Here is a 10,003-nt window from a genome sequence, read left to right on the forward strand (position 1 = left end):
GCCTGCGGTGCCTGCGGTACCTCTGGCGGCGGTCCGAAGCCGCCCTGGGGTGGTTGGCTGGGCGGCTGGGTCATCAGCGCGTTCCCCCTTCAGCTGATTTTTAGCCACACCCTGAGGCGGACTTCAGGGCGTTCTCAGAGGGCTCTTTCTACCACTCCGTGGCCGTCCGCCACCTGACCGTGTCCGCCCCTGCCCACCTCTGTTCCCAAGGGCGAACAGGCCCGTGATGCCACTGTTATGCGCGTTCACGGGCCCTTCACGCCACGTCTGCGAGCTTCACGCCATGCGCGCCTCACCTGTGGCCTGCCTGATGGCTCCCCTGCGACCTGCCTGCGACCTGCCTGCGCCTCGGCTATGCCTCGTCCGCGAGTTCCAGCCAGCGCAGCTCCAACTCCTCGCGCTCACCGGAGAGTTCGCGGAGTTCGGCGTCGAGCTTGGCGACCTTCGCGAAGTCGGTCGCGTTGTCGGCGATCTGGGTGTGCAGCTTGCTCTCCCGCTCGGACATCTTGTCCAACTGCCGCTCGATCTTCTGGAGTTCCTTCTTCGCGGCACGGACGTCGGCGGCACTCTTCTCAGTGACGGCCTTACCGGCGGAGGGGGCGGCCTGGATCGCGGCCGCCGCGGCCTCCTCCATGCGCTGACGCCGCTCCAGGTACTCGTCGATGCCGCGCGGCAGCATACGGAGGGTGGCGTCGCCGAGGAGGGCGAAGACGCGGTCGGTGGTCCGCTCGATGAAGAACCGGTCGTGGGAGATGACGACCATGGAGCCGGGCCAGCCGTCGAGGAGGTCCTCGAGCTGGGTGAGGGTCTCGATGTCGAGGTCGTTGGTGGGCTCGTCGAGGAAGAGGACGTTGGGCTCGTCCATCAGGAGCCGCAGGATCTGCAGCCGCCGCCGCTCACCACCGCTCAGGTCGCCGACCGGGGTCCACTGCTTCTCCTTCCCGAACCCGAACGTCTCGCACAGCTGCCCGGCGGTCAGCTCGCGCCCCTTGCCGAGGTCGACGCGGTCCCGGACCTGCTGTACGGCCTCCAGGACCCTCAGGTTGGGGTTGAGCTCGCCGACCTCCTGGGAGAGGTAGGCCAGCTTGACGGTCTTGCCGACGACGACCTTCCCGGCGACGGGCTGCGTCTCGCCGCCGCTGCGGGATGCCTCGGCCATGGCACGCAGGAGGGAGGTCTTGCCGGCGCCGTTCACCCCGACGAGGCCGATGCGGTCGCCGGGGCCGAGCTGCCAGGTGAGGTGCTTGAGCAGCACCTTGGGCCCGGCCTGCACGGTCACGTCCTCAAGGTCGAACACGGTCTTGCCGAGCCGCGACGACGCGAACTTCATCAGCTCGCTGCTGTCCCGGGGCGGCGGTACGTCGGCGATCAGCTCGTTGGCGGCCTCGACGCGGAAGCGCGGCTTCGACGTACGGGCGGGGGCGCCGCGCCGCAGCCACGCCAGCTCCTTGCGGACGAGGTTCTGCCGCTTGACCTCTTCGGTGGCGGCGATGCGCTCGCGTTCGGCGCGGGCGAAGACGTAGTCGGTGTAGCCGCCCTCGTACTCGTACACATCGCCCTTCTGCACGTCCCACATACGGGTGCAGACCTGGTCGAGGAACCAGCGGTCGTGGGTGACGCAGACGAGCGCGGAGCGGCGCTCGCGCAGATGCCGGGCGAGCCAGGAGATGCCCTCGACGTCGAGGTGGTTGGTGGGCTCGTCGAGAACGATCAGGTCGGGCTCGTCGATGAGCAGCTTGGCGAGCGCGATGCGACGCCGCTCACCACCGGAGAGCGGCCCGATGACGGTGTCGAGCCCCTGCGGGAACCCGGGCAGGTCGAGCCCGCCGAACAACCCGGTGAGTACGTCCCTGACCTTGGAGTTCCCGGCCCACTCGTGGTCCGCCATGTCCCGGATGACCTCGTGGCGGACGGTGGCGGCCGGGTCGAGCGAGTCATGCTGGGTGAGCACGCCCAGACGCAGGCCCCCGGAGTGGGTGACCCGCCCGGTGTCGGCCTCCTCCAGCTTGGCGAGCATCCGGATGAGGGTGGTCTTGCCGTCGCCATTACGACCCACGACACCGATCCGGTCCCCCTCGGACACCCCGAGCGAGATCCCGTCGAGCAGGGCACGGGTCCCGTACACCTTGCTGACGTTCTCGACATTGACGAGGTTGACGGCCATTTTGCTCCTGAGGTGGGGTGGGTCGACCTTCCAGGGTAGTCGGCGGGGTGGGTGGCGTGGGCGGGCGGATTCCCCGGGGGCGCGAGGCGGCTTCTCACGGGGACGTCGTCGTTGATCGTTTCGGCTCCCCGACAGCACTCGCCTGGGGAGACGCCGGAGCCGCGGCGGGCAGGGCGTGGATCAGCGCAGATCCAGAAGCATGGCGTCGTACAGCGGTGAGTCAGCTGCCGGTTTCAGTTCGCCGAACGCGTGTGCGCAGGGCGTCGGACGGCTGCGAGGACGGACGCGAGCTGTGGGGCACGTACCGCCTCGCCTGCATCGGACGGCTGGAGACGAAGGAGGAGGAATCCTCATGACCTGGAAGGTCGAGCGCGTCCCCCAACGCCCCTTGCGTCGCGGCGACGACGACCGTCTGGTCCTCCCCTTGCGCCCGACTCGCGTCGGCGATCAGGCGGCCGACACCGAACTGACCCTCACCCCCGCCGAGGCCGAACACCTCCACGCCGCCCTCTGCCGCGCCCTCGACGGCCACCCGGCGCCACCGTCCGGGCCGGAGTGCCGCCAGTCCATCCAGACGTCGTCCGCCACGGCGCGCATCGTGGGGCGCGTAGACGCGTAGATCTACGTCGGCCCCGCGCGCAGGGCGCAGAACGTGCGCCCCGGGGTATCCGCACCCGGGGCGCACGCTCGCGTCAGTCCGGCTGCCGTTATGCCCAGCAGCCGTTCACGGTGGCGGCCAGGCCGTCCATCGCGTCCTTGATGGCGCTGCCGGAGGCCGTGGAGCCGTTCTCGACGAAGGAGAAGACCTTCCAGCGGCCGTCCTTGCCCTGGGTCAGGCCGCTCAGGGCGATGGCGCCGGTGAGGGTGCCCGTCTTGGCGTGCACCTTGCCGACGGCGCAGGAGGAGTTCGGGTCGTCGAAGCGGCCCCACTCCGGGCCGAGCGTGCTGTCGGCCTCGCCCGCGACCGGGAGGCCGTCACGGATCGAGCTCAGCAGGTACTCGAAGCGCTTCTCCGTCAGGAGGTCGAGGATCTCGGCCAGGGTCCGGGCCGGGATGCGGTTGGCACGGGAGAGGCCGCTGCCGTCGTACATCTCGAAGTTCTCCAGCGACACTCCGTACCGGCTCAGCACGTCGCGTACGACCGTCGTGCCGCCCTCGAACGTGGCGGGCTGGCCGGCGCGCAGTGCGGTCATCCGCAGCAGGGTCTCGGCGGTGTTGTTGTCGCTGACCTTGATCATGTGGTGGACGATGTCCGACAGCTTGGCGGACTTGTGGCGGGTCACCGGTACGTCGGTGATGGCCGCCGTGCGGCGGGTGACCTCGCCGTCCACGGTGATGCCGTCGGCGGCGAGTTGCTGGGCGAAGACCTGGCCGGCGTCGATCGAGGTGTCGTCGACGGCGTGTCCGTCGACGACGAGGGCGCGGACCGGGGCGACGTCGCCGGGGAAGTAGTCGGGCTTCCAGCCGTTGGCGAGGGTCGGTTCGGGGAAGAGGCTGTCGTCCACGGCGACCTTCACACCGGTGAGGCCCGCGGCCTTCAGTCCGGCCACCGCGTCCTTGGCCATGGCGGCGAGGTCCGCGGTGGTCAGGGTCCGGTCGCCGCCGCCGACGAGGGTGAGGGTGCCGTCGCCGTAGACGACCTTCGTCTTGAACCGGTGGTCCGGGCCGAGCACCGTCAGGGCGGCGGTGGCGGTGGCGAGTTTGGTGTTGGAGGCCGGCATCAGCGCGGTGGCGCCGTTGTGGTCCCAGACGGTGCCGTCGGACTCGGCGTCCAGCACCACGCCGCTGACGTTGTTGCCCAGGCGCTCGTCGATGACACGGGTGTTGAGGTTCGCCGCGATCGCCTGGTCGGCGGAGTCGAGGCCGCCGTTGGTGTCCGGGGTCGTGTCGGGGGCCGTCGCTGTGGTCTTCCCGTCGGCGGCGAAGGCCGAGGGGCCGACGAGCGCCGCTGACGCGACCGGCACGGCCATGGCCAGGACCAGGGCGCGGCGGGCACCCGCACCGAACTGCTTCGGCTTGCGGTGCCCGTGGCGACCGCCCGGCGTGAAGGTGGGAGGGGGCACGACTTCGGGGCTGTGGTTCATGGGGGGACTTTCCGTGATATGCGCCAGCGGAAGGCCAAGTCGACGCAGTGGGGTGGAGTTCGGCCCCCGTGGCGCAAAAGATCCGTACAGCACAAGTGATCACATAACCCCGCGGCCGGCGAAAGATGACTCCCAAGTAAGAGATGGAGATCACGAGTTCGCGAACGCCAGTCGCCGAATTTCCCCTCTCACCCCCGTCCAGGTCGCCGCGGCCGCAGCGCGCGCGGGGGCGTACATCCGGGGGTGACGCGGGGGCTGTGAAGGGTTACGAGGGGTGCTCGCCCCGCTGCTTCGGAATCAGTGCCGCCGCCGGTGCCAGTGACCGGCCGCCCGCCCCGGCGCCTGCCTCCGCTGCCGGCGCCGGCATCTCGTGCTCGTGCGCCGGCATGTCGTCGCGCAGCAGGTTCTCGGGGATGAGGACGGCCGCGGTGACACCGCCGTTCGGGGAATTGCGGAGTTCGACGCGCAGGCCCTGGCGGTCCGCGAGGCGGTTCACCACGAACAGGCCGATCTGCTTGGCGTCGAGGAGGTCGACCTTCTCCGAGCGGAGCTTGCGGTTGGCGTCGGCCATCGCGTCCTCGTTCATGCCGAAGCCGCTGTCCTCGACCTCGATGACGACACCGTCGCGCATCCGGGCCGCCCGCAACTGCACCTTGGTGCTGGGCGGCGAGAACGACGCCGCGTTCTCGACGAGTTCGGCGAGGAGATGGATGACGTCGGCCACCGAGCCGCCGTTCAGGGACACGCGGGGGGCCGCCCAGATCTGGACGCGGCTCGCGTCCTCGATCTCGGCCACCGCCGCGCGCAGGGTGTCCGCCAGCGGAATCGGGTCCCGCCAGCCACGGCCGGGCGCGATGCCGGACAGGATGAGGAGGCTCTCGGAGTGGCGGCGCATCCGGGTGGCGAGGTAGTCGACGCGGTACAGCTCGTGCAGTTCGGCGGCCTCGCGCGGGCGCTGCTCCAGGCTGTCGAGGATGTCGAGCTGGCGGTGCAGCAGCACCTGGCTGCGGCGGGCGAGACTGACGTACACGCCGGAGATGCCGCTGAGGAGTTCGGCGCGCTCGGAGGCCGCCTTGAGCGCCGCCCGCTGTACGGCCGTCAACGCGGTGCCGACCTGGGCGAGTTCGTCGCCGGCGAGGCGCCGCATCGGGGCTTCGGCGTCGATGTCGACGCCGTGCCCGGCGTGCAGGCGCCGCATGGCCTGCGGGAGCCGGCGGCCGGCGACCTCGAGGGCCGAGTTGCGCAGGTCGAGGAGTTCCACGATCAGGCCGCGTCCGACGGAGACCGACACGAGGAGCGACAGCAACACGCCCACCAGGCCCAGGAGTACGGCGACTCCGGAGGCGCCGAGGGTGTCCCAGCCGAACGGGTTGGCCTTGGCGGCGGCTGCCGTACCGGCCTCGGTCTCGGCCTTGGCGAGGGACCTCAGTACGGTGCTCGCGGAGTTGTCCCAGCCCCTCAACAGGCCGCCGGACACGGCTGATTCGCCGGGTCCTGCACTGCGTACACGGTTCTCGGTCCCGACGAGCTGATCCCAACTCCCGCTTTCCAGAAGCGTGTTGTACGCCTTCTGGTGCTCGGGGCGCAGATCGGCGACCGCCGGCTTCAGCAGGTCCCGCTGGACGGAGACCGCGCCGACGAACAGCGCGTACTGCTCGCCGGTGAGCCTTCCGGCCGCGCCGCCCGCCGCGAGGAGCGCCTGCTCCTGGGCCAGGGCCTCGCGGGCGCGGGCGAGTTCGAGGACGACGCGGGCCTCGGACGCGGTGGTCGTGCCCTTCTCCCCGGTCAGCGCGCCGGTGACGGCGAAGGCGTCCTCGACGATGCCGGTGTACGCCGTGTACGCGCGCTGCGTCGCGTTGTTGCCGCCGGCCTTCGACGCGCGCAGCGCGGCCAGCCCGTGAACGTCGGCGGTGAGCTTGCCGAGGCGGTCGGGGAGCGCGGAGTTGAGGAGCGCGGCGTCGGAGCTGGCGGCGTTGACGCCGTCGAGCAGCGCGTCGGTGGCGTTGTCGGTGGCCGCCTCGGTCCGCGTGAGGGCGTCCTCGTCGCCGGACTTCGGGTCGGCGGCGTAGCGGGCGGCGGCGGTGCGCTCCGTCTGTATCGCGGTGACGAAGTCGGCTACCGGGGCGAGGAGTTCGGAGTTGACCTCCTTGGCCCGCTCGGCGTCACCGATGGTGGACGCGGTGGTGACCGCGGCGAAGCTCCACAGAGCCATGAGGGAGACGACTGGCAGCATCAGCAGGGCGACGATCTTCGCCCGGACGGATCGGGGCCGGAGCCGTTGGGAGATGCGAGCCAGATTCATGGGAACCTCGGTCGTTAGTTTTCAGCCGGTCCGGCCGTCTGGGCTTTGGGCTTTGGGCTTTGGGCTTTGGGCTTTGGGCTTTGGGCTTTGGGGACGAGGGGATGGGACAGGCAGGGGCGGCAGCGGGGCGAGAAGGTCAGGCGGTCGACAGTTCGACGGCGCGAAGCAGCTCCGCCGTGTTCTCCGCTTCCGCCCGCTTCCCCGTCGGCGACAGGGCGACGTACGCGGACGCGAGGAACAGGAACGAGCCCAGCAGCACGGCCAGCGGGAACAGGAACTCCGTGGCCGTGGCCCCCGGCAGCTCCACGCTGCTGGGCGCGAGCTCGACCTCGACCGCGAACATCGCCGTGTAGTGCATGCTGCTCACCGCGAGCCCCATGACCAGCGCGGCGATCGTCGCCAGCACGGGCCCCCGGACGATCAGCGTGAGGGTGAGCGCGGCGGACGCGGCGACGACGGCGATCGCGACGGAGGCGAGGACGAGCAGCGGGTCGTACGAGATGGTGCCGTGCAGGTTGAGCGCGTACATGCCGGCGTAGTGCATGGCGGCGACGCCGAGGCCGGTGCCGAGGCCGCCGAGGGCGACCGACCGGACGCGGGAGCGGCCGTACCCGGCGGTGAAGACACCGGCGGCGACGACGGCGATCGCGGTGACGAGGCTGAGGACGGTCAGCGGGACGTTGTAGCGGATGGGGGTGCCTTCCACGCTGAAGCCCATCATCGCGACGAAGTGCATGGTCCAGATGCCGGACCCGATCGCGAAGGAGGCCAGCGTCAGCCAGTTCCGCTTGGAGGCGCCGTCCGATTCCAACGCCCGTACGGTGCAGCGCAGTCCGAGCGCGGAGCCCAGGCAGGCCATCGCATAGGAGAGAACGGGGGTGACCCATCCGGCACTGAAGTGGTCCATGTGACCCATGGGTGGAATTCCTCTCGCCCGGGCGCGGGCAGGGGGCGCGCCTCGGTGGTACACCCGGCAGCAGAGGATCGGGGATTGGCCGGACCTCGGCTACTACGGTGACGTAGATAACAGGGCAGCTGCATATCTATGCAGTCTGGAGACGGAGCGGCCCGCTCAGCAGTGGCTATCGGGGCCGGGGTCGCCAGGAGGCGGTGATCATCAAGGCTGGGCGGCGACGGCCGTACGGACCTCGCCGGGGAGGTCGTACGGGATGGGGCCGTTCAGCTCGTACGCGGTGGCGCCCCCCGCCGCCACCAGCGCCGTGCCGCGGCCCTCGGCGGTCGCGCGATCGCCGGTCAGTTCCTGCCACTTGCCGGGCGCGGCTGCACCGTCCGCGAACTTACGGCGCTTGACGCACTGCCCGTCGTACCGGACGAGGGGGATTTTCCTGCGATGGCTGGCGGGAGGTTCGGACACGGAAGGGCCTTCCGGACGTGCTGGGGAGTCGGCACTCCAAGGGGGATCTCACGCCGCCGCGCACTCATGCAACTCGTGCTGAGATCCGCGACGGCGAGTGCTTGAAGTTGAAAAGACCCTACGCTTCACGCCCACCCCGCCCGCAGCACGTGATGACAAGGAACCGTGAATTCCCTGTGCGCGTCAGACAAATGGGATGACCTGGGGGTAACTCTGTGTGTGCGTTGTCACAGGACGCTCGCGCCCGGCACCGGCCCCGAGGCCACCCGTACGGCACGGCAGGTACCGGATGCCGTGAGCGCCTCCGCGATCTGCCGGGCGGCCCCCGCGTCCCGGGCGAGGAACGCCGTCGTCGGACCGGAACCCGAGACCAGAGCGGTCAGCGCGCCCGCCGCGCGGCCCGCGGCGAGAGTGTCGGCGAGGGCCGGAAAGAGCGAAAGGGCAGCAGGCTCAAGGTCGTTGGAGACGGCGGCGGCGAGCGCGTCGGGGTCGCCCGCGGCGAGCGCGTCGAGAAGCCGGGGCGAGGCGACGGGCACCGGAACGTCACTGTCAGCGACCAGCCGGTCGAACTCCCGGAACACCGCCGGTGTCGACAGCCCGCGCTCCGCCACGGCGAACACCCAGTGGAAGGTCCCGCCGGTCTCCAGGACCGTCAGCTTCTCTCCACGCCCGATCCCGAGCGCGGCCCCGCCCACCAGACTGAAGGGCACGTCGCTGCCCAACTCGGCGCAGATGTCGAGGAGTTCGACACGCGAGGCACCGGTCCCCCACAACGCGTCGCAGGCGAGCAGCGCACCGGCGCCGTCCGCGCTGCCGCCCGCCATCCCGCCGGCGACGGGGATGTCCTTGGCGATGTGGATGTGCACGGAGGGCGTACGGCCGTACCGCTCGGCGAGCGCGACGGCGGCACGGGCGGCGAGATTCGTACCGTCGAGGGGCACTTGGGCGGCGTCCGGCCCGTCACAGGTGATCCGGAGTTCCGCTGCCGGGGTGACGGTGACCTCGTCGAACAGGCCGACGGCGAGGAAGACATTGGCGAGGTCGTGGAAGCCGTCGGGACGCGCGGCACCCACCGCGAGCTGGACGTTGACCTTGGCGGGAACGCGAACCGTGACGCTCACTGCTGCCCCGACTCCTCGTCATCGACATGGGTGTGCGGGACCTTGCTGTCCACCTTGCTGTCCACCTTGTTCTCCGCGATGCGGACGAACTCCTCGACGCTCAGGGACTCTCCGCGGGCCTGCGGGGAGACACCGGCGGCGACGAGGGCGCTCTCGGCGGCGGCGGCCGACCCGGCCCATCCGGCGAGCGCGGCGCGCAGGGTCTTGCGGCGCTGGGCGAAGGCCGCGTCCACGACGGCGAAGACCTCGCGGCGGTCGGCGGTCGTCTTCAGCGGCTCGGCGCGGCGGACGAGGGAGACGAGCCCGCTGTCGACGTTGGGCGCGGGCCAGAAGACGTTGCGGCCGATGGAACCGGCCCGCTTGACCTCGGCGTACCAGTTGGCCTTCACGGACGGAACGCCGTACACCTTCGACCCGGGCGGCGCGGCGAGCCGGTCGGCGACCTCCGCCTGCACCATCACCAGGGTCCGCTCGATGCTCGGGAACGTCTCCAGCATGTGCAGCAGCACGGGCACGGCGACGTTGTACGGGAGATTCGCGACCAGTGCGGTGGGCGGGGGCCCCGGCAGTTCGGTGACGCGCATGGCGTCGGAGTGCACGAGGTCGAACCGGTCCGCCCGGCCGGGCATCCGGGCGGCGACGGTGGCGGGCAGCGCGCCCGCGAGCACGTCGTCGATCTCGACGGCGACGACCCGGTCGGCGGCCTCCAGCAGCGCGAGGGTGAGCGAACCGAGCCCCGGCCCGACCTCGACGACCACGTCATCGGGCCGCACACCGGCGGTGCGCACGATACGGCGGACGGTATTGGCGTCGATCACGAAATTCTGGCCGCGCTGCTTGGTGGGCCGGACCCCAAGGGCACCGGCAAGCTCACGGATGTCGGCGGCGCCGAACAGGGCATCGGGTGCGGGTGCGGGGCTGGGGGCGGGGCTGGTGCTCACGGGTCCAGGGTACGGG

8 protein-coding genes are annotated in these 10,003 nt (G+C 70.8%); 1 reads left to right on the forward strand and 7 read right to left on the reverse strand.

The features are described 5' to 3' along the window. Positions 1 to 352: 352 nt before the first annotated feature. Positions 353 to 2,164, reverse strand: coding sequence for an ABC-F family ATP-binding cassette domain-containing protein (locus ADL01_RS13600; RefSeq protein WP_053742229.1), 1,812 nt, complete (start codon positions 2,162 to 2,164; stop codon positions 353 to 355). Between the two features lie 352 nt (positions 2,165 to 2,516). On the opposite strand from ADL01_RS13600, the gene ADL01_RS13605 reads away from it, so the two are divergent. After that, positions 2,517 to 2,783, forward strand: coding sequence for a hypothetical protein (locus tag ADL01_RS13605; RefSeq protein WP_053742230.1), 267 nt, complete (start codon positions 2,517 to 2,519; stop codon positions 2,781 to 2,783). An 88-nt stretch (positions 2,784 to 2,871) separates the two neighbouring features. On the opposite strand, the gene dacB is transcribed toward ADL01_RS13605, so the two are convergent. From dacB to rsmA, 6 genes are all read right to left on the reverse strand, one after another. Then, positions 2,872 to 4,248 carry a D-alanyl-D-alanine carboxypeptidase/D-alanyl-D-alanine-endopeptidase gene (dacB, locus tag ADL01_RS13610; protein WP_053742231.1) on the reverse strand — a complete coding sequence of 459 codons (1,377 nt, stop codon included), beginning with the start codon at positions 4,246 to 4,248 and terminating at the stop codon, positions 2,872 to 2,874. A gap of 265 nt (positions 4,249 to 4,513) precedes the next feature. Continuing rightward, the gene (locus ADL01_RS13615; protein ID WP_053742232.1) at positions 4,514 to 6,550 is read right to left on the reverse strand and encodes a nitrate- and nitrite sensing domain-containing protein; all 2,037 of its coding nucleotides are present in this window, start codon (positions 6,548 to 6,550) and stop codon (positions 4,514 to 4,516) included. Between the two features lie 136 nt (positions 6,551 to 6,686). Next, on the reverse strand, positions 6,687 to 7,466 hold the full coding sequence (locus tag ADL01_RS13620; RefSeq protein ID WP_053742233.1) for an MHYT domain-containing protein: 780 nt from the start codon (positions 7,464 to 7,466) through the stop codon (positions 6,687 to 6,689). Between the two features lie 201 nt (positions 7,467 to 7,667). After that, entirely contained in the window at positions 7,668 to 7,925 is a 258-nt protein-coding gene (locus ADL01_RS45340; RefSeq protein ID WP_053742234.1) for a hypothetical protein, read from the reverse strand. A 227-nt stretch (positions 7,926 to 8,152) separates the two neighbouring features. Next, entirely contained in the window at positions 8,153 to 9,046 is an 894-nt protein-coding gene (locus tag ADL01_RS13630; RefSeq protein WP_053742235.1) for a 4-(cytidine 5'-diphospho)-2-C-methyl-D-erythritol kinase, read from the reverse strand. Then, on the reverse strand, positions 9,043 to 9,987 hold the full coding sequence (gene rsmA, locus ADL01_RS13635; protein WP_053742236.1) for a 16S rRNA (adenine(1518)-N(6)/adenine(1519)-N(6))-dimethyltransferase RsmA: 945 nt from the start codon (positions 9,985 to 9,987) through the stop codon (positions 9,043 to 9,045). The genes ADL01_RS13630 and rsmA overlap by 4 nt, the downstream gene beginning before the upstream one ends. Positions 9,988 to 10,003 lie beyond the last annotated feature (16 nt).

It is taken from the genome of Streptomyces sp. NRRL WC-3618 (genome assembly GCF_001280005.1).
Taxonomy (GTDB): domain Bacteria; phylum Actinomycetota; class Actinomycetes; order Streptomycetales; family Streptomycetaceae; genus Streptomyces.

Excerpts from the sequence above, each read along its gene's own strand:
- ADL01_RS13600 (WP_053742229.1), bottom strand. The coding sequence starts at position 2,164 with ATGGCCGTCAACCTCGTCAATGTCGAGAACGTCAGCAAGGTGTACGGG.
- ADL01_RS13605 (WP_053742230.1), top strand. The coding sequence starts at position 2,517 with ATGACCTGGAAGGTCGAGCGCGTCCCCCAACGCCCCTTGCGTCGCGGC.
- dacB (WP_053742231.1), bottom strand. The coding sequence starts at position 4,248 with ATGAACCACAGCCCCGAAGTCGTGCCCCCTCCCACCTTCACGCCGGGC.
- ADL01_RS13615 (WP_053742232.1), bottom strand. The coding sequence starts at position 6,550 with ATGAATCTGGCTCGCATCTCCCAACGGCTCCGGCCCCGATCCGTCCGG.
- ADL01_RS13620 (WP_053742233.1), bottom strand. The coding sequence starts at position 7,466 with ATGGGTCACATGGACCACTTCAGTGCCGGATGGGTCACCCCCGTTCTC.